General features: G+C 45.1%; 16 protein-coding genes. 4 read left to right on the top strand and 12 right to left on the bottom strand.

What is annotated here, in order from left to right:
• Nucleotides 1-16 precede the first annotated feature (16 nt).
• The 3 genes from rfbB to AOA56_RS15110 form a co-directional block, all read right to left on the bottom strand.
• A complete protein-coding gene (rfbB, locus tag AOA56_RS15120; RefSeq protein WP_024732321.1) occupies nucleotides 17-1,036 on the bottom strand; it encodes a dTDP-glucose 4,6-dehydratase in 1,020 nt (339 codons plus the stop codon).
• 27 nt (nucleotides 1,037-1,063) lie between these two features.
• Complete coding sequence (rfbA, locus tag AOA56_RS15115) at nucleotides 1,064-1,960, bottom strand: glucose-1-phosphate thymidylyltransferase RfbA (RefSeq protein WP_024732322.1); 897 nt, start codon at nucleotides 1,958-1,960, stop codon at nucleotides 1,064-1,066.
• A gap of 117 nt (nucleotides 1,961-2,077) precedes the next feature.
• Entirely contained in the window at nucleotides 2,078-3,310 is a 1,233-nt protein-coding gene (locus AOA56_RS15110) for a MerR family transcriptional regulator (protein WP_053770021.1), read from the bottom strand.
• Nucleotides 3,311-3,540: 230 nt separating this feature from the next.
• Between AOA56_RS15110 and AOA56_RS15105 the strand changes: the two genes are divergently transcribed.
• From AOA56_RS15105 to AOA56_RS15095, 3 genes are all read left to right on the top strand, one after another.
• The gene (locus AOA56_RS15105; RefSeq protein ID WP_048621612.1) at nucleotides 3,541-3,891 is read left to right on the top strand and encodes an Hpt domain-containing protein; all 351 of its coding nucleotides are present in this window, start codon (nucleotides 3,541-3,543) and stop codon (nucleotides 3,889-3,891) included.
• Between the two features lie 72 nt (nucleotides 3,892-3,963).
• Entirely contained in the window at nucleotides 3,964-5,052 is a 1,089-nt protein-coding gene (locus tag AOA56_RS15100) for an HD-GYP domain-containing protein (protein ID WP_024732325.1), read from the top strand.
• Nucleotides 5,049-7,541, top strand: coding sequence for a hybrid sensor histidine kinase/response regulator (locus tag AOA56_RS15095; protein WP_053770020.1), 2,493 nt, complete (start codon nucleotides 5,049-5,051; stop codon nucleotides 7,539-7,541). The genes AOA56_RS15100 and AOA56_RS15095 overlap by 4 nt, the downstream gene beginning before the upstream one ends.
• 153 nt (nucleotides 7,542-7,694) lie before the next feature.
• Here the strand turns inward: AOA56_RS15095 and AOA56_RS15090 are convergent, their stop codons facing one another.
• The 9 genes from AOA56_RS15090 to AOA56_RS15050 all read right to left on the bottom strand — a co-directional run bounded on the left by AOA56_RS15090 (nucleotide 7,695) and on the right by AOA56_RS15050 (nucleotide 14,109).
• Nucleotides 7,695-8,750 carry a type IV pilus twitching motility protein PilT gene (locus AOA56_RS15090; protein ID WP_053770019.1) on the bottom strand — a complete coding sequence of 352 codons (1,056 nt, stop codon included), beginning with the start codon at nucleotides 8,748-8,750 and terminating at the stop codon, nucleotides 7,695-7,697.
• A gap of 3 nt (nucleotides 8,751-8,753) precedes the next feature.
• A complete protein-coding gene (locus tag AOA56_RS15085) occupies nucleotides 8,754-9,263 on the bottom strand; it encodes a hypothetical protein (protein WP_053770018.1) in 510 nt (169 codons plus the stop codon).
• Nucleotides 9,253-9,705, bottom strand: coding sequence for a hypothetical protein (locus tag AOA56_RS15080; protein ID WP_048621616.1), 453 nt, complete (start codon nucleotides 9,703-9,705; stop codon nucleotides 9,253-9,255). Before AOA56_RS15080 ends, AOA56_RS15085 begins: the two co-directional genes overlap by 11 nt.
• A gap of 15 nt (nucleotides 9,706-9,720) precedes the next feature.
• Nucleotides 9,721-10,233: a DUF4860 domain-containing protein gene (locus tag AOA56_RS15075; protein ID WP_053770017.1), complete on the bottom strand. Its 513-nt coding sequence runs from the start codon at nucleotides 10,231-10,233 to the stop codon at nucleotides 9,721-9,723.
• On the bottom strand, nucleotides 10,230-10,577 hold the full coding sequence (locus AOA56_RS15070) for a hypothetical protein (protein ID WP_053770016.1): 348 nt from the start codon (nucleotides 10,575-10,577) through the stop codon (nucleotides 10,230-10,232). The genes AOA56_RS15075 and AOA56_RS15070 overlap by 4 nt, the downstream gene beginning before the upstream one ends.
• A gap of 20 nt (nucleotides 10,578-10,597) precedes the next feature.
• Nucleotides 10,598-11,635, bottom strand: coding sequence for a type II secretion system F family protein (locus AOA56_RS15065; protein ID WP_053770015.1), 1,038 nt, complete (start codon nucleotides 11,633-11,635; stop codon nucleotides 10,598-10,600).
• 28 nt (nucleotides 11,636-11,663) lie between these two features.
• Nucleotides 11,664-12,608 carry a transglutaminase-like domain-containing protein gene (locus AOA56_RS15060; protein WP_053770029.1) on the bottom strand — a complete coding sequence of 315 codons (945 nt, stop codon included), beginning with the start codon at nucleotides 12,606-12,608 and terminating at the stop codon, nucleotides 11,664-11,666.
• 17 nt (nucleotides 12,609-12,625) lie between these two features.
• Nucleotides 12,626-13,201, bottom strand: coding sequence for an RNA polymerase sigma factor (locus tag AOA56_RS15055; protein WP_053770014.1), 576 nt, complete (start codon nucleotides 13,199-13,201; stop codon nucleotides 12,626-12,628).
• A gap of 140 nt (nucleotides 13,202-13,341) precedes the next feature.
• Nucleotides 13,342-14,109: a hypothetical protein gene (locus tag AOA56_RS15050; protein ID WP_053770013.1), complete on the bottom strand. Its 768-nt coding sequence runs from the start codon at nucleotides 14,107-14,109 to the stop codon at nucleotides 13,342-13,344.
• A gap of 513 nt (nucleotides 14,110-14,622) precedes the next feature.
• On the opposite strand from AOA56_RS15050, the gene AOA56_RS15045 reads away from it, so the two are divergent.
• On the top strand, nucleotides 14,623-18,774 hold a 4,152-nt coding region (locus AOA56_RS15045), incomplete at its 3' end, for an InlB B-repeat-containing protein (RefSeq protein WP_053770012.1).

Below are 18,774 nucleotides of genomic sequence, written 5' to 3'. Positions count from 1 at the left end.
TTGGGATGCGGATCCCTTAGCGGTTTCCGTACATCTCTTCATAATAATTCTGATATTCGCCGGAAACAATGGTTTCCCACCACTCCCTGTTTGTCAGATACCATTCGATGGTCTTTTGTATTCCATCCGCGAATTTTGTCTCTGGCAGCCAGCCAAGCTCCTCGTGAATCTTGGTAGGATCGATGGCATAGCGCATATCGTGTCCTTTCCGGTCTGTGACATAAGTGATGAGGCTTTCCGGTTTTCCGAGTGCCTTACAAATGATCTTTACAATGTCGATATTTTTCATCTCGTTGTGTCCGCCTACATTGTAGACCTCCCCCACGTGTCCTTTGTGAAGAATCAGGTCGATAGCTTTGCAGTGGTCCTCCACATAAAGCCAGTCACGGACGTTGATACCTTCTCCGTACACCGGAAGCGGCTTATCGTGCAGGGCATTGATAATCATCAGCGGAATCAGCTTCTCCGGAAAATGGTAAGGGCCATAGTTATTGGAACAGCGGCTGATGGTCACTGGAAGTCCGTAAGTGCGGTGGTAGGCAAGGACGAGCAGGTCGGCGGCAGCCTTCGAGGAGCTGTATGGACTACTTGTGTGGATCGGCGTTTCCTCTGTGAAGAAAAGATCCGGCCGGTCAAGTGGAAGATCTCCGTAGACCTCATCAGTAGAAACTTGATGATATCTCTGGATCCCGTATTTCCGGCAGGCGTCCATAAGGACGGAAGTTCCAATAATGTTGGTTTCGAGGAATACCTGCGGATTTTCGATGGAACGATCTACATGGCTTTCTGCCGCAAAATTGACCACCATGTCCGGGTGTTCCTCCTCAAAAAGTCGATAGACAGCTTTCCGGTCTGTGATGCTTTCCTTAACAAAACGGAAATTTGGATTGTCCATGACCGGGGCAAGGGTAGAAAGATTGCCGGCATAGGTAAGGCAGTCCAGGCAGATGATCCGGTAGTCCGGGTATTTGTTGAGCATGTGAAAAATGAAGTTGGAACCGATGAAACCGGCTCCTCCGGTTACGATAATATTCATAATGATAGTTTCCTCCTCATTTCAGATTTAACGCAGAGCGTCCAGATATTTCCCATCCAGCACATCCTTTAAGTACTGGCCGTACTGATTTTTCTTTAATACTTCGTATACTTTCAGGACCTCGTCTTTAGAAATCCAGCCGTTTAAGTAGGCGATCTCCTCCAGACAGCCAATTTTACGGTGCTGATGGGTCTCCATCGTCTTGATGAAGTTCGTGGCGTCTACGAGACTTTCGTGGGTTCCGGTGTCCAGCCAGGTGAATCCCTGTCCGAGAAGCTCCACATGGAGCGCGCCTTGTTCCAGATAGATCCGGTTCAGGTCGGTGATCTCCAGTTCTCCTCTGGCGCTGGGTTTCAAGTTCTTTGCGTATTCTACGACGTGATTATCATAGAAATACAGTCCGGTCACACAGTAGTTGCTCTTCGGGTGTTCCGGCTTTTCCTCGATGGAAATTGCTTTTCCCTCAGAGTCAAATTCCACGATGCCGAAGCGTTCCGGATCGTCTACATAGTAGCCAAAGACTGTGGCCCCGTTTCCGGCTTCCGCCTTTTTTACGGCAGCTTCCAGACGTTTCTTCAGTCCATGACCGGCGAAGATGTTGTCACCCAGCACCATGGCAACGGAATCGTCTCCGATGAAATCCGCACCAATAATAAATGCCTGGGCAAGTCCGTCCGGGCTTGGCTGGACGGCGTAGGACAGGTGGATACCGAACTGGCTTCCGTCCTTTAAGAGCTCCTGAAAACGAGGGGTATCCTGTGGAGTGGAAATAATTAAAATATCACGGATTCCGGCGTTCATCAGTACGGACAGAGGATAGTAGATCATCGGTTTGTCGTAAATCGGAAGCAGTTGTTTGGATGTGACTGTGGTCAATGGATAGAGGCGTGTTCCTGAGCCGCCTGCAAGAATGATTCCTTTCATATGAACCTCCTTTAACTATAGTAAACTCATGGTTTCTGACGGTATACGTTGTCTTGATGATCCTATCATATCAGGTGTCCTAAGGGCACGTGCAAGTATTTTTTCAAAAAAGTTTTATTATTTTGTGCAGAGGAAACATCCGGCGTCTTTTGTCACATGGAGGGACGGTGTGGTCTTCTTTTTCACATAAGCCGCAAACTCCTTATAGTGTTCCAAAATGTACTGGTTCTGATTCCCGTGGCAGGAGAGAATATAAGAGATCAGAGGTTCCGGTTCCGGAATTGTCAGGTAATCCTCGTACTGCCTCCAGGTAATCTGGGAAAAATGCGGGGCCAGAATGTCAGTGCCGTTTTCCTTCCCAAAGCAATCGTACAGACTGGTGGAGGAGAGAACGATGCGGTCGTCAAACGAGGAGACGAGCTGTGAGATTTCCTTCATATGTTCCTTGCCGTAAGTGCTGCACAAAAAGACGCCGCCTGGTTTCAAGACTCTTGCGATTTCCGCGCTGGCTGTGTCAATGTCCTCACAGTAGAAGAGAACGTGATTTGCGAGTACCAGATCAAAGGAGGCGTCCTCATAGGGAATTGTCTCACAGTTAAAAGTACGAAAAGAAAATCTGGAATCCCAGACTTTGTCCGTAAGACCGGCTCCGGTCTGTCTTTCCTTCTCAATTACCTGGCCCAAGGTCCGTCTGGCGTCCCGCAGCATCCCGCCAGATATGTCTGAGAGTACTGCTTCCAGACGGTCCGGAATGAAAGCGTAGTTTTCAGCCCAGAATGTGGCGTTTCCACAGCCTACCTCTAACACTCGCTGCCCATCGGAAAAATTAGCCTGATTAAAGATCCAGGAAAACCAGCTCTGGTTATTATGGGAAAACAAGGAGTGAAGATGGATGCGTGCCGAAATATTGGAAGCATTCTGGTATTGCCTTTTCATGCTTGTTTCCATACCGAGATCGTGGATCTGGTTGAGCATTTTGGTCCAGTTGACGGTCTGGTGGCTGGAGATGAGCTGTGTCGTTTCCTGAATTGTCCGAGCCACGATCTGAAGCTGTTCAATGCGGTCTTCCACCAGTTTTTTCTGAAGATTCAGGGAATCTACCATGAAATGCGTATCGGACTCGTTGATTGTCATTTCCATAATATCGGACAGAGAAAAACCGAGCGCCTTGAAAAGCAGGATCTGCTGCAGACGAGCCAAGTCGTCATCCGTGTAAAAACGGGTTCGGGTGTTCGGCTCCACATAGGAGGGCTTTAAAATATGGTGTTCGTCATAATACCGGATTGTTTTTTTCGTGATGTGAGCGAGTTTCATCAATTCTCCGGCAGAATAATAACCTTCTTTTTTCATAGGAGATGCTCCTTTCTTTCCTTAATTATAAAGAAAAATGAAAAGAGAGGCAAGCTGGGAATCTGGACTGTATAGGTGAATTGTTACATGTTAGGCGAGATTTTCGGCCGTAAGAGGTCTTTTCGTGGGCAGAAAGTTGTGTTACACTATAAAATAGATAAAAATATTTTTGTCAGCGGTAATTCCGCTGACAAATTCTATAAAATAGAGAAGGAGAGTAGTGGCCGGATATGAATGTAGAACAATTATCTCAGAGAACAGGATGTGATCTACAGGCTGCGCTGAGGAGACTGGGCGGAATGGAAACGCTTTACGAACGCCTGATAAATAAGTTTCTTGACGATCGGACATTTGAGGAATTAAAGAGTGCGATGGAAGCTGGAGACTTTCCAATGATAGAGACGAAAGCACACACATTGAAAGGGATCAGTGCCAATCTGGGATTTGAGACACTGAGCCAGAAAAGCGATGAGATTGTTAAAGCAGTGCGCGAGGATCATAAAGAACAGACGGAAGAGCTTTTTGAGGAATGTGAGCGGTTGTATGAGCGGATCGTAACAGCAATACAAGAAGCAGTTTAAAAGAAAACAAAAGCGAAAAGCGGCGGGAAGCATTGAAAAAACGGTATGGGGAAAGAGAGGATTGGTGAGGATATGAATTTACAGGAAGATGGACAGACAGAGGAAAAGACAGCAATCCTCATTGTAGACGACAATGAAATCAATCGTATGATATTGAGTGAAACGTTTCGGGATCAGGATAAGATTCTGGAGGCAGAAAATGGAAAAGAAGCCTTGGATCTGATCCGACGGGAACCGGGTGGAATCTCAGCGATTCTGCTGGACATTGTAATGCCTGAGATGGATGGGCTGGAGCTGCTGGAGATCCTTTATAAAGACGGCCTGACAGAGAGCATCCCGGTCTTTCTGATCACGGCAGACAGTTCAGAGCAGAATACACAGCGGGGATACCAGCTTGGTGCCATGGATATTATTGAAAAGCCAATTGTTCCTTATTTTGTGAAAAAGCGTGTAGGAAGTGTAGTAGAGCTGTTTCATGCCAGAAAGCGCCTGAGTAATACAGTGCATAAGCAGCATCAAAGACTTTTGGCTCAGGAGATGGAGATCTACGAGTTGAATAATGCCATCATCGAGACTTTGTCCACAGCGATCGAATTCCGGAGTGGGGAATCCGGCGCCCATGTGAAGCGGATACGGGAGCTGACCGGTCTGTTCCTGAGAAGACTGATGGAAATAAGGCCTGAAAAATACCAATTCAGTGAGGACGAGATTGAGATGATTTCTCTCGCATCTATTATGCATGACGTAGGAAAGATTGCGATACCAGACCACATTTTGAACAAGCCGGGGAAATTGACCAAAGAGGAATTTGAGGTGATGAAACAACATACTCTCAAAGGTTGTGATCTGCTTTGCCAGATCCCCAAATATCATCAAAATCCATTATACCAGTATGCATATGATATATGCCGTCACCACCACGAGCGGTGGGACGGAAAAGGTTATCCGGACGCGCTGAAAGGCGATGAGACAACGATCTGGTCTCAAGTGGTGGCCCTGGCTGATGTCTACGACGCGCTGACAAACGAGCGGGTCTATAAGCCTGCGTACTCCGCAGAGAAGGCGGCGTCCATGATTGTGGGTGGAGAGTGTGGATGCTTCAATCCGGAACTTCTGGAATGTCTGACATTCATTTTGAAGGAAACAGGAGGAAGTATATGAAGAGGAAAAGAAATGTCTACTGGACGCTGATTCTGTGTATTATCATTGCGGCGGTGGTATTTCCGTTCAGTGTAAATAAAATGCAGGATACCCTGTTAAAGAGCGGTCAGTCTATGGGGGCTGAAAGTGCGTCCAAATACGGCTCCAGAGAAGAAATGTATACGGAGCAGTATGAATACATACTGAATCTTCTGGAATATCAACTGCGACCTGGCCATGCGATTAGTGATCTTGAACAGTTTATGAAAAATTTTCTCGAAATGGCTGACGAGACCATGGATTTAAAGGGGATCGAGCTGTACGGGTATATTGATGGAAAGATTGTTGCGGCGACGCCGTGGGAAGGGGACGCTTCTTATGATGCTGCCAGTACTGAGTGGTATCAGGGGGCGTTGCAGACAGATGGTGTCTACTATACAAATGTGTACGAGGATGTGCGTCTGGAAGAGGAAGTAGTTACCATGTCCAGGCGGATCGACGGAACGGACAATGTAGTGGCAGCGGATATTTATCCGAGTGATCTGACAACCAGTATACTGGAGGATCTGCCGGAGCAGAGTCACTATTATCTCTCTGACGGCGAGGGGAACCTGCTGAACTGGCATATCAGTACAAAGGGGCTTTCCAGAGAAGAGGTTCAGGAGAAATATAATAGCTTTTTTGCCGATATCAAGGCGGGAAAGCATGAGGTATACGATTCATCCATCATAGGAATGGATGGAAAAGAGAGGGGCGTGTACTATTTTATTCTGGATAATGGCTGGTATTCCGTGATTACCATTCCGTTTTCCAAGCTTTTGGAGCCGATGAAGGATTCTTGGGGAATCTTCCTTCTTGTGATGCTGATTTTCTTTCTGCTTTTAGTAATGTTTTTAATTTTGGAGTACCGGGCAAAACGCAAGGCGGGGCTTTATAATGACATCATGCGGGTGCTTGGGAATTCGTACTATGCGCTCTATATGATTGACCTGAGCCAGAACCAGTATTTTATGCTGAAAGGTTCAGATTATATCAGAGAACACCTGCCGAAGAAGGGAAGCTATGATGATCTGCTGGATGCGCTCAGAGAGATCGTGGAGGACGATACATACCAGCAGTTTCGGGCAGCCTTTGCCTGCGATAATATGATGGAACTGACGAAAAAAAGAGTCCGTGATTTCGGGGGAGATTTCAAACGGATTTTTAATCAGGAATACCGATGGGTCCATGTGCAGATGCTCTATGATGAGTCTTTGCAGCAGGATACGGTCGTTCTTGGCTTTAAGGATATTGATGACGCAAAGAAACAGGAACTCTCCCGCATGGAATTTATGCAGGAATCGCTTCGGTCGGTAGATCAGATGGCAAAATCGAAGAATATTTTCTTCTCCAATATGTCCCATGATATGCGTACACCGCTTAATGGAATTATCGGCCTGACAAACTTGGCGCTCGGAAATCTGGATCATCCGGACCGAGTCGAGGATTCTTTTCAGAAGATTAAAAATCTCAGTAACCAGCTTTTATCTCTAATCAATGATATACTGGAGATTTCCAAAATGGAGCAGGGAAAACTTGAGATTCGTAATCAGAAGTTTAATATCCGGACGAACACGGAAGAACTGGTTTCTATCTATCAAGCTCAGATCGTTGGAAAGAAGAAACAGTTTGACGTTCAGATCGATGTTTTGGATGAATGGGTCAACAGCGACTGGAACCGGATCCGGCAGATCTTGGATAATCTGCTTTCGAATGCTTTTAAGTTCACCAAAACAGACGGAAGGATCTGGTTGACCATCACAGAGCAGAAGGATAATAACAGTAAGTACGGAAAATATCGGATTGTGGTGAAGGATAATGGAGCTGGTATGAGTCAGGAATTCCAGCATAGAATCTACGTTCCGTTTGAGCGTGAGACGAAATTCGGTGCAGCAAACGTTGCAGGGACCGGTCTGGGGATGCCGATTGTCCATGATCTGATTATCAGGATGCAGGGGACGATAGAGCTGAACAGTATTCTGGGAAAAGGAACGGAATTTACCGTCATGTTGCCGTTGGAAATTGCACCGGAGGAAACGGCCGCCCAGGGAGAAAGAAACGTAGAACGGGAGCAAGAGTTTTCGGGTCAGGGACGGAAAGTCCTGATTGCCGAGGATAATGAGATCAATATGGAGATTGCGGTTGAGATTTTGAAGATGTTTGGGTTTAAAGTCGTCTCAGCATGGAACGGAAAAGAAGCACTTGAAATCTTCCAGAAGAGCAGGGAACATGAATTTGCTTTGATACTTATGGATATGAAGATGCCGGTTATGGATGGATGCGAAGCTACAAGGCAAATCCGTCATCTGAACCGGGAAGACGCAAAGACGATTCCGATCCTTGCGGCTACAGCTAATGCGTTTACTGAAGATATTGCCCTGACGAAAAAGGCAGGGATGAACGCACACATCTCCAAACCGATCGACTTTGAAGTGTTAAAAATTACAATTGCCAGACTTTTGCAGGAATAAACAGGAAATGAGTTGTCGGGAAATTAGGGAAATCTGGAACAACAGAAGCAGGTGTGATTTTATGGAAAATCACACCTGCTTCTACCTGTTAGAAAAAAACGGTATTACCTAACAGATGACGATTGTCTGACATATGTCCGCATGATCTGTTTTTTACAATTTTCGTTTCAGCATATCCGGATTGGAGGCGTGGGCTAACGCCTCGGTGTCTGAGATTGTTCCTGCTTTATACAATGCCAAAAGGCTGTTATCCATGGACATCATGTCCTTCCCGGAGGAGGAATAGATCAGTCCTTCGATTTGATGGATCTTATTCTCACGTATCATATTCCGAATGGCAGAGGTGGTCGTCATCAATTCAAATGCCGGAACCAGTTTTCCATCCTGGGACGGTACAAGCTGCTGGGAGACAACCGCATGGAGCACCGAGGAAAGCTGGACAGAGATCTGTCGCTGCTGGTTTGGAGGAAAAACGTCGATAATCCGGTCAATCGTATTGGCCGCACCAAGCGTGTGCAAGGTGGAGAGTACCAGGTGTCCCGTTTCGGCAGCAGTCATAGCAACGGAAATGGTCTCAAAATCCCGCATCTCACCAAGCAGGATGACGTCCGGACTCTGGCGCAGGGAAGCGCGCAGAGCAGTAAGGTAGCTCTCGGTATCGGAGCTGATTTCACGCTGGCTTACGATACTTTTCTTGTGACGGTGGAGAAATTCCAGTGGATCCTCCAGAGTGATGATATGCTTCTCCTGTGTACGATTGATTTCGTCAATGATACAGGCGAGGGTAGTGGACTTTCCACTTCCTGCAGGACCTGTCACAAGGATCAGTCCCTTTTTTTGATCTGCCAGACGGATGATGGGATCCGGAATACCAAGAGCAGATGGATCCGGAAGCTCAAAAGTAATGACCCGGATCACAGCGGAGAGAGAACCGCGCTGACGGTATGTGCTCACACGATACCGGGAGAGTCCTTGTACCGCGAAGGAAAAATCATCGTCTCCGGTTGCAAGAAACCGGGAAATATCCCGTTTTCCAGCCAGTTCATAGATCTCACGCACGAACGTTTCACAGTCATGCGGCATCATCCGTTCCTCATCGGCCTGAAGAATCTTGCCGTTTTTCTTGTAGGAGAGCGGGCGCCCTGCCACGATAAAGAGATCTGAAGCCCCTTCCTTTGTCGTCTGTGTCAAAATATCAAGTACATTCATTTCCTATTCCTCCGATAATAACTCATTCATCTCATCACTACCCAGAACCGGAACCGGTGTATCATTGTTCCACTCATGGGTGTTTTCTACCTTCCATGCTTTAATCTGATACAGACCTGCGGTATCCGATGATGTATCCGAAGATGCATTTGTAAGCAGAAGTGAGACAAACAGACGCTGGTTCTCATTGATGGTGACATAGTATTGAAGCTGGCTTGCGGATGAGAACGAGATTCCATCAGTTCCATCCAGATCTGTCCGAACGTCGTCAAGGTAGGCCGAAGACCCTGCGTGCGTTGAAAGGACAGTGGAAATTTTCAGAAGAATATCATTTGCCGTATTTTCTGCTTCATAGTACTCGGTCGTCCGTGTCGTATTCTTTTCACTCAGCTTGTAGTCTGCCCGGGCACTCACCACGGAGAGTACCGCAAACGTCAGCAGACAGAGGAGAACGAAGATCAGGACGATCGAGGTTATTCCTGTGCTGAGAAAAGATTTTCTTCTAGGCTGCATCGTCAGCCACCTCCTTTTTGGCAGACGGTAAGAAACGGATCGGAAGCTCATAGAGTGGCTCCTTCCCCGTGTACGCTACAGAGATCATTGCGTGACGCATCCCATCCTCATCGGAAATCTTGATCTGCATCGTGTAGATAGCGTCGTTTCCGGAGCAGAGGGACTGATCAGCGTCATAATAGACGAGAAACGCATCTCCACGTTCTTCGGCATCCGGAAAATACGTGGAAAAGGATGAAAAAGAACCATCCGTATACTCCAACACCGAAGCCGCACTAGACGCCTGAGCGGAAGCAAAGCTCAGATCTTTCGCACGCATACTCAGATCGTGCGCTTTGACAAAAGCCCGCACGCAGACAGCGCTTCCAATAGCAAAGAACAAGATAGCGATTATCAGCTCGATTAAAAACAAACTGGATTTGCTGCTGTTTCGTATACTCATTGTACTCCCCCTTCGTTATGGTTTTTCTCGGTGTTCCTGGCTGCTGCGTAGATGAAGCAGGCAGGAGGCAGAAGAGGAACCAGAATCAGAGACTGTGATCCTTAGAAATCCATTTCCCTCGTTTACGAGACGGAACGTATCTATTTCCAGGATCCGTTCGCCCTGGGCTTTGGAAAACGGGGCGTCATCTCGGATAACCAGTTCACAGAGCCATCCGTCATACGCATAAATATAAGTCAGATAATCAGTATCGGTAGTATTCTCTGTATTCTGAAGCACAAGCACTGTCTCTCCTTCCCCTTCTGTCAGGCGGACGCCTCCGGAGGTATCATGCTGGCGTACCTTTTCTGCTACATAAGAGAGGGCGGTACGGGCAACGTAATTCTCCTCCATCTGCAAGGTCGTATTCCGGTAAACGCCGGAACCAATGATTACCACGATCAGAGCTGATGCGGCGAACAGGCAAAACAAAGACAAAGTAAAGAAGAAATCCACGATATGTCCCTGATTTTTCCAGTTCTTTTTCATTTTCCGTCACCTCCTCCTTGCTTCAAAGCGATCACATCGATAGAAGGCATCAAATTGGAAGCGCTCACCTCATAGGAGACGACATATTTATCTTCGTCATAGGTCAGACCATAGTGCTCTTCCAGATAGGAGAGGCTTTCCGGATAAAATCCTTCCAAGGCATAACACTGGACGGTACTTCTGCGGACTGCCCGCTCCAGACTTTCGAGCTCTTGACCGGAAGTTGTCCGGGTAATGGAAGAAAGTCCGTTAAAAAAGAGGAAGAGGACAATGCCGAAAACTACGATTGAAATCAGATATTTAGCCCCCGCAAGATGCCGGGGACGCTTCATAAATCGATTCATAAACTCCTCCTGCCAACGTATCATCCGATATTGGACATAATTCCCATGAGTGGGAGCATAACGGATAAAAGAATCAGTCCTACAACGATCGAAAGGATTGCCACAAGAGTAGGTTCCAGCTTCGCGACGAGATCTGTCATCCGGGCGTCAATCTCTTCATCGTATTGTACGGAAATCTGCTTCATCACATCATCCATAGATCCGGTCTTATACCCGATGGAGACCATGCGGGTGTAGATGCCGGAAAATATACTGCTTTTGGTTACTGCATCTGCAAAAGACGTTCCCTCCAGAATCAGCTCTTGAATCTGTTTAATCTTCGCCTGGATCACTGGATGTTCTACAAGCCGGGAAACCATTTCCAGGCTCTGATCTGTATCCAGTCCGCTGGAAAGAGAGAGATACATTCCGCTTGCAAACCGGGAGCACGCGATCTTTTCCATCAGATTTTTCGTGAGGAAAAAGGAACGGGCAAAAGAGCCGATCTGATGGCGCCCCTTCGCTGTAAAAGCAAAGTAGAGAAACACTGTGGCAAGCAGGACAGCCAGTATGACAAGCAGGGCGGCATAGCGACTGATCGTATTTCCCAGGGAGAGAATCGTCCCGGAGATCCCGGTAAGCCCGGTGCCAAGCTGCCTGAATACTTCATTAAAAACCGGAAGCACTTTTACAATCAGCACAAAGATGACTACCATCATCATACCAAGCATGACAAGCGGATAGGTGACGGCGCTTTTAATATTTCTTGCCATTTCCTCTTCTCTGTGGTAATGCTCGGAAAGAGAAGCCATGACGTCGTCCAGACGTCCGGACTGCTCTCCGATCTGTACCATACTGCAAAGGTAAGGGGGAAAGACTTTGGATGTAATAAGCGCTTCATAGAGACTTCCGGTCTCCTCCATCGTCGCAATCATCCCTTTTAACAGTACGGTGCCATCGCCTTCCGGTGTATCCTCCAGCATGATCGACAGACCCTCCAAGGAGGAAATCCCGGATCTTAGGATCAGGGAAAACTGACTGCAAAACGTCGTTAATTCGGTGTTGGATAATGTTTTCATAATGCTCCTTTCTCCATTTCGATGAAATCTAGTGCAGATACTGCATCGTATAATTGGAACCATCGCCGATATATTTCAGAATATTTTCACTGTTATCATTGCTGGAGGCAAAGGTCGGGTCCATCCTTGTCCAGCCGTCCCCGGTAAACTCAATCAGATTATCGATCCAGCCGATATCCTCAATATATACGCTGATCCATGCGTGATAAATCTTTCCCGAATAGCCGATCTCCAGGCGGGTCGGAATATTCTGGGAGCGTAGCATGGCGGTCGTCAGTGCGGCATAGTCAAAACAGATACCCTTCCCGGTGGCGAGGGTCTCATCTACATCCGGGAGATATCCCGAAGGAACAGTCTCGGCTTTCTTATCATCGTACGTCACATGTTCAATGACAAAGTGGTAGACCTCGCCAACTGCATCAAGATCAGAAGAGGCGCCCTTTACCACCTCAGATGCCTTTACGACTGCCTGGGTATCCCGAGTAAAAGAAATATACTGATTCGGATATAGGAAAGGCAGAAGCTCATCCGACAAACTGACCTCAATGCTTTCCTTGTATAATGAGGCATACTGATTGTCCACAATATTCTCATATCCCGCCACTGTGTATGAGCCGCTTCCTGCTGTCAGGGGGAGGGTGACGTGTTGATCCTGAGCGGAAATAAAGTATTTGTATGTAATCCCGTCCGGTCCGGTGATTTGGACGACAGCCTTGGCGGCAGAGCCGTCATACAGTGCCATAAGATATCCTTGATCGATATGAGAAATATCCAGAGTCAGGGGCGAACTGCCAATCAAAGCGGTTCCTGACGCCTCAGGGACATACACGTGCGGGGCATTTGGGCGGGTACCGTTTTTCTTTCCCTCTGCGCCATGAAGGGAGGAGTCTCCTTTCTGGGAACAGCCGGAACAGATAAGGACAAGGCATAAGATTAGCCCGCACAAAAGCAGAAGTCTATGTTTTGGTTTCATAAAAGAAAACTCCATTCCTAATTTTGAAAAGACCGCAGCCTCTCAGCCAGATGACGTTTGGAAGATTTCAGATAACGCTTTACTGAACTGAGCGAACAATTCAGGAAGTCCGCAATCTCTTCAAGCTTGAAATCATGGTCGTACCGAAGAAGAAACGTCTGGCGCTCCTGATAAGAAAGCGAATCCAGTGCTTCACGGTAGTGTTCCAGAAAATCCCGATCCGAGATGTCCCGGAAACAGTCATCGTCCGACGGAATATTCAGAACCTTCGGATCACTGGAAAAATCTGTCTGCTCATATGACTGGCTGCGTACCTTGCGGAGAAAATCGCAACAGACATGGTAGGTGATCTGGTTCATCCATGACAAAAAGAGTGAATCTTCTTTCAGAGAATCTATATTCTTGTAGATGAGAATATAGATCTCCTGCACTGCATCCTGTGCCAGATGAGGATCTTTCAAAAACTGTAGTGCGTATTGATCAATCTTTTTATGTGTGTAATTGTAAAGCTCCACGAACGCTTCTTTATCACGTTTACGGATAAACCTTGCGAGATAAGCAAGGTATTTGGCGTCAAATGATTTATGTATCATCGTTAAACCTCTTGACATTCTAAAGTAAAATTCTGTCAAAACCATAAGATGTTATTTTAGTATATCATCTTAAGTAACAGAAAACAAGGCAGGAAAAATCGGTTCTCTTTTCCCGCCTTGCATCTTGTATGTTTTCTTTTTTATTCTTCCGCACCTGTCCCAATTCCCGGATGCAAAACAGAGACAAGCCGATTCTGGTTGAGATCCGGAATCACAATGTACATATCCTCGGAAGGATAAGGGAATACCACAAGTCCCTCCGATGGTTCACAACAGGTCGGGCGGATCATGTCCGAAGAATCTGTTCTGGCATAGATTCCGTTATAGTCGATGCCGGAATCGCCGATATCCTTCACGTGAATCTCAATATTGTCCCCTTCATGGGAGTGGGAGAGTATGACGGGAGCCTGGTCATCAATGGAATCAATCGATATCTCTTGGGTAGCGTGAATTCCTGAGATCGAAACGACGTCCAGAAGGAGATATCCGTTTTCCTCTACTTCGAGGGAGTAGTCCTGATTGCCAAGTACATCTACGTCGATATCTTTCTCATTCAGAGAAGCATTGACTTGGCTGACAGGGAAGAGCGCGTCCACATGGAAGGTGACCTTTGCGCTGGAAGCGTCCGATGATGGAGCGGCTTTGACACTGGAGATCGAAGGCTTCTGAACGATACCTGTCCCACTGAAGACGAAAAGCCCGACGGCTGCGGCGGCGAGCATACCCTTGATTAGACAGCGCCGGATAAACCGTGCTCTGTATTTCATGCCGGAACGCGGGGAACAGGAAGGATCCAGATCCAGGTCAGTCATAATACACTCAAAAAGCTGGCCTGTATTCATTTTATCGTGAAGAAAATCAGATGTTTCAGATGTTTGGTTGTTACGGTTGTTCTCTTCGTGTCTCATAGTTTTACGTTTCCTTTCCAAAAGATGGTCTAAGGTATCCGGAAAAACCGGTATCGGGTCATCATGTACACAATCGGTATTCTTGATAGGTTTCATGATAAATAAAACAAAACGATCTGTCAAATCCCTGCTTAGGAAGTTCTGGATGAGGAATGGAACTTAAAATGCAGGAAAACCATCAAAATTTGCCCTTATATAATATTTAGACGCAGGAAACATGTAAAAAGGTTCACAAAATCCGAAAAAAAGTGAAAAAAGTATATAGATGTGCGGATTCGCCACAAATAAAGGAAAATATTTCCAGTTTTATGAAACTGCAGTACAAAGCCACATTGGAAATACAGGCCTTTTGTAAATAAGAAAAAAATATGTAAAAAAAATTAAGAAAATGTGAACCTTTTTAGTATTGCGTTACGTCTTTATATAATGTAGGGCGAAATTTGTGCCCTGCGTACCATTATGCCGTGAGGCATCAGTGGTGAAAAAATCTAAAAGGAAAGGAGGGGAAAAGAGATGAGACGAGCAAAAAGGATTACAGCATTAGCAGTAGCGGCTGCGATGGTGTTATCTAATGTCGCATATGCGGCACCGGATACGAACACTACGACCACACAACAGGGTGCCGAATCTCTTAATTCCCAAAGCGATGCATCGGGAGGCGTAAAGGACCAGGCATCTGACACGAAGGGCAACACGAGCACCTCAGCTTCGCAGAGCAAAGAGCAGGTGAAACAGAATGAAAGCTCGCAGAGTACTGACCCAGGTGACCAGAAGCAGACGGACTCCAAGGAAGACGTCGTTTCTCAGAATCAGGATCAGAAGAAGGATGAAGATTCAAAAGAAACGCAGAAGCCGAGTACGGAAGCTGATAGCCAGAAGAGTGAAACTCAGAATGTGGATGCAGATAAGTCTGAAGATACACAGGAACCTTCAAAAGAACAAGAAAAGGTCCTCTATGATATCACCTTTGATACGCCGGAAAAGCACGGTAGAGTGACCGATTTGGATAGTAAAGAAGTGGCTGACGGCAAGACTTTGAAAACTGACGAAAATGGTAAAGCGAAGTTTAAAGTTAAACCAGATGCCGGATATCAGGTACAGGCTGTATATCAGATGCCTGACGAACAGACACCGCTCAAGCTGGTGAAAGACAGCTACTACGAAATGCAGGTAGAAAAGAATACCACTGTCAAAGTTGTATACCAGAAGATTCCTGCAAAAAATGACAGCGAGGACGCTGGAGAGGATGACAGCCAGAAAGCGGAGGATGTGAAGGGGGAGGCTGATACTTCTGAATCTAAGGGAAATGAACAGAACGTTGATCAGCAAAAAAACGAAACTGAAAAAGCAACCAGTAATGCAAAAGAAGATTTTTCACAGAATGATGTTAAAGAAGAAAAATCACCGATTGCAAACTGGTTTTCAGCGGCTCCAAGTAACGAAGTAAGTCCTTATTCAATAGAGGATAATACTGCGACAGGCGAGATTTACTATGAGGTTAGGTTTGTTGATGAAAATGAAGGGCTTATATGGGAACCACAATATGTTTTAGACGGAACATTTACAACAGCACCAATTTTGAGTTGGGAAAATGTTACAGAGTCCGGAAAACATTTTGTCGGTTGGAAGAGCAGTCTAGATGAGGAAATTTACACAAGTGCTGAAATTTGTGAAAGGGAAGTCAAACAAGATATTACATACAAAGCAGTATTCAAAACGAACCAGAAATATGAAGTACGGATTGAATATGTGTATGTAGATCAATCTGGTAAAACAATCGGGCAGGCCGATCAACCATATGTAGCGGAAGTTGATTTTGGGGAGAGCTATCAGAATGTAGTCAATTCTCCCAAGATACCAGGATTTACGCCAGATAAAACAGAGGTAAACATTAATCTCAGTGAGGGGCAGGAACAAGATTATGTTGAAACTGTAAAGTACACTGGGGCTCCAAAAGAATATACAGTCATTCATCAATTACAAAATTTAGATGATGATGGATATACGGATCAGTATAAAGAAACTTTACAAGGTACGATTGGACTAAAAACCAATGCGGTTGCCAAGGATTATGATGGATTTACTGCTCAGCCGATTGAAAATGTCACGTTGCAAAATGACGGAGAAACTATTATTTATGTAAAGTATACGAGAAATTCTTATGTACTGACTTATAATTCACATGGTGGAACCTATGTTGGCCCTGTGACATTAAAATATGGTGCGAAGATTTCATATCCTGGTTATGATACAATGAAACGAGTAGGATATGAATTTGCCGGATGGAAAGAAGAAGTTCAATATCCAACGATGCCGGCACAGGATTTGACCGTCAATGCCCTTTGGAATGATGCTAAAACGGCTTCCTACACAGTGGTGTATTGGCTGGAGAACTTTACAGGTAAGAATGGATTAGATGGGTATGATTATATTACTGCTAAGACCAAGACGGGTCAGGTGGGTGATATGACTTCCTATGAAAAGCTTACTAGAAGTGAATGGGAGGATGCTAATATCGATCCTGATGGAGTAGAGTTGAATAGTCAGACTCAAAACATCAAAATTAAGGCCGATGGAAGTACTGTAGTAAATGTTCTCTACAATAGAAAAACTTTCACAATTAAATTCAATGAATACAAACGAGTAGGTGGTGTGATAATACCTCAATATGAGTGGGTAGAGAACCAAGAATTACGCATTACAGCCAAGTACGGTGAAGATATTTCTGAAGAATGGCAAAAAGCATGTGAAAATGACGGATGGGGACCTGAGAAGTCGGGGGACACCCAATATACTTTATTTGCCAATATGCCTGCTGAGAATCTCGAGATGTATCAAAAGGAGAGCGGCACAGGAACTACTATCAGTTATTATGTAGAAGGCCTAAATGGACAACGAAAACTATATAGTAAGTTTCAGGCTTCGAACGGTGTTTATTTAACAGATGAAGATAAACAGCCAATCGAAGGATTCCAATTTGAGGATTGGAAAAAAGAGACGATGGGATGGTGGGACAACGAACTATGGCTCTATTATACCCGTAACTCATATTCGATTTCATTTGAAAATGCAAGTGGAATGAACGACAAAAATGTGAAGTATGAGGCCACACTATCTTCTGCTAAACCAATGGATAACATGGTGAAGCCGCCAGAAGGAATTGATTCGGATTCTACGTTTGGAGGCTGGTATTATTCACCAGCTTGTGAATCTGGTACTGAAGTAAAATGGAATTCGGATACAATGCCAGCTCATAATGTGAGAGTATATGCAAAGTGGATACCGGCACAGTATACGCTTTCATTTGAAACAAATGGAGCAGGGAATATCGAACCAAAAGTATTAGACAAATATGATGTAATCGAAGTACCAGAACAAAATCCTACAAAAGATGGATATACATTTTTGGGATGGTTTTTAGATGAGAATTTTACGAAACCATTTACGGAAGGATTTCAAATTTTAGAGGACACTACTTTGTATGCAAAATGGGTGAAAGAAAATGAGACCTATCGGTATACAGTACAGTATGTTGATTCAGAAGGAAATCAGATCCCAGGAGTGGAATCGGAGACACTGGAAGGCGAAAAAGGCAGTACTGTCACCATTAACGCCAAAGATTTAGATGGATGGTATCCGGTTGTTTCTTCTAAAAATGTTACTTTGACAAAAGATGGACTGATTATTCAAATGGAATACAAACAAGCGGAAACGTGGAAGTATACCATTAAATATATGGAAAGTAACAGTGAGTCTGAACAGGAAATCCGGAAAAAAGTAGAAAAAACAACAAGTTCTAGCCGTGTGGTCGAGTATGCGCCGAATATTGAAGGGTTTGTACCAGACTATGAGGCAAACAAGGGAATTTTCAAAAGTGCTGAAAGACCGGAAAATGATTCTCAGCCAGTTGTAATTACATTCTACTATAAGCCAATTCCTAAAACGAGCTACACGATTCAATATCAGGATGAAAAAGGAAAAACTATTTTTGAGTCGGAAAGAAAAGAGGCTAGAGTTGGAGAATACGTTAGCGTAGAAGAAGCACAAGAAATTACTGGATATAAACTGGCGAAAAAATCTTCTTCCGAACTTTCAAGAAGTGCGGTTGTAAAGCAAGATGGTTCGACGATTATTACGATCTACTATGAAAAAGATGAGACACAGTGGTTTACTGTTACATTTGAAGTAGATGGTTCTGGTGGTTTATTGGATGATCAGACAAGTTACAGTGACATTTTGACAGGGACATCCTGGGAGACCGCAATTCAAGTACCGCAAACGGTAGCAAACAGTGGTTATCAATTTGATGGATGGTATGAAAATGGAGAACGGGTAGAACATTTTCCGACGACGATACTTTCAGACCATACTTATAAGGCGAAGTTTAAACGTGATTTTTCAAATATTGCTGTAGAGCCATATGAGGATACTTACGATGGAAAGCCGCATTCAGTTACGGTAAAGAATACAATTAGTGATGAAGATAAGATACTGTATTCAACAGACGGCATCCAGTTTTTGGAAGATGAAATCTCCTATACAAATGTGAGAACAGACAATGACGGTAAATATAATGTATGGGTTAAAGTGGTTAATGGAAATGTAGAAAGTAAGGCTATAGAGTCCTACATCAAAATTAAACCGAAGGATGTAACAGTAACAGCC

Source organism: Sellimonas intestinalis, from assembly GCF_001280875.1.
GTDB lineage: Bacteria > Bacillota > Clostridia > Lachnospirales > Lachnospiraceae > Sellimonas > Sellimonas intestinalis.
This window is presented reverse-complemented; position numbering and strand designations above follow the sequence as displayed.

Bases quoted from the DNA above. Each gene is read 5' to 3' on its own strand.
- rfbB (WP_024732321.1), bottom strand. From the start codon at position 1,036: ATGAATATTATCGTAACCGGAGGAGCCGGTTTCATCGGTTCCAACTTC.
- rfbA (WP_024732322.1), bottom strand. From the start codon at position 1,960: ATGAAAGGAATCATTCTTGCAGGCGGCTCAGGAACACGCCTCTATCCA.
- AOA56_RS15110 (WP_053770021.1), bottom strand. From the start codon at position 3,310: ATGAAAAAAGAAGGTTATTATTCTGCCGGAGAATTGATGAAACTCGCT.
- AOA56_RS15105 (WP_048621612.1), top strand. From the start codon at position 3,541: ATGAATGTAGAACAATTATCTCAGAGAACAGGATGTGATCTACAGGCT.
- AOA56_RS15100 (WP_024732325.1), top strand. From the start codon at position 3,964: ATGAATTTACAGGAAGATGGACAGACAGAGGAAAAGACAGCAATCCTC.
- AOA56_RS15095 (WP_053770020.1), top strand. From the start codon at position 5,049: ATGAAGAGGAAAAGAAATGTCTACTGGACGCTGATTCTGTGTATTATC.
- AOA56_RS15090 (WP_053770019.1), bottom strand. From the start codon at position 8,750: ATGAATGTACTTGATATTTTGACACAGACGACAAAGGAAGGGGCTTCA.
- AOA56_RS15085 (WP_053770018.1), bottom strand. From the start codon at position 9,263: ATGCAGCCTAGAAGAAAATCTTTTCTCAGCACAGGAATAACCTCGATC.
- AOA56_RS15080 (WP_048621616.1), bottom strand. From the start codon at position 9,705: ATGAGTATACGAAACAGCAGCAAATCCAGTTTGTTTTTAATCGAGCTG.
- AOA56_RS15075 (WP_053770017.1), bottom strand. From the start codon at position 10,233: ATGAAAAAGAACTGGAAAAATCAGGGACATATCGTGGATTTCTTCTTT.
- AOA56_RS15070 (WP_053770016.1), bottom strand. From the start codon at position 10,577: ATGAATCGATTTATGAAGCGTCCCCGGCATCTTGCGGGGGCTAAATAT.
- AOA56_RS15065 (WP_053770015.1), bottom strand. From the start codon at position 11,635: ATGAAAACATTATCCAACACCGAATTAACGACGTTTTGCAGTCAGTTT.
- AOA56_RS15060 (WP_053770029.1), bottom strand. From the start codon at position 12,608: ATGAAACCAAAACATAGACTTCTGCTTTTGTGCGGGCTAATCTTATGC.
- AOA56_RS15055 (WP_053770014.1), bottom strand. From the start codon at position 13,201: ATGATACATAAATCATTTGACGCCAAATACCTTGCTTATCTCGCAAGG.
- AOA56_RS15050 (WP_053770013.1), bottom strand. From the start codon at position 14,109: ATGAGACACGAAGAGAACAACCGTAACAACCAAACATCTGAAACATCT.